This window comes from Alcanivorax sp. HI0083, assembly GCF_001635175.1.
On sequence record NZ_LWFX01001289.1, the window covers coordinates 1 to 421 of the forward strand.

The following is a 421-nucleotide window of genomic DNA, read 5'->3' on the forward strand; positions in this document are numbered from 1 at the left end:
GCCGGCACTGGTGGATAACGACGGCAAGCTGCTGCACGGCGCTGCAGAGGGCAACCTGGTCATCGCCGATAGCTGGCCCGGCCAGGCCCGCACCTTGTGGGGCGATCACCCGCGTTTTGTGCAAACCTACTTCACCAGCTTCCCCGGTTATTACTGCACCGGTGACGGAGCACGCCGTGACGAAGACGGCTACTACTGGATTACCGGGCGCGTGGACGATGTCATCAATGTGTCCGGCCACCGCATGGGCACCGCGGAAGTGGAAAGCGCCCTGGTCTCACACCCCAAGGTGTGCGAAGCCGCCGTCGTCGGTTATCCCCATAACATCAAGGGCCAGGGCATTTATGTCTATGTGACCCTGAATGATGGCGAGCACACCAGCGATGCCCTGCATGACGAATTACGCCAGTGGGTGCGCCGG

The 421-nt window shown here is 62.0% G+C and carries 1 pseudogene; it reads left to right on the top strand.

The annotated features are described in order from the left end of the window. Positions 1–421: pseudogene (locus A3754_RS19110) on the top strand (AMP-binding protein); the annotation flags it as partial.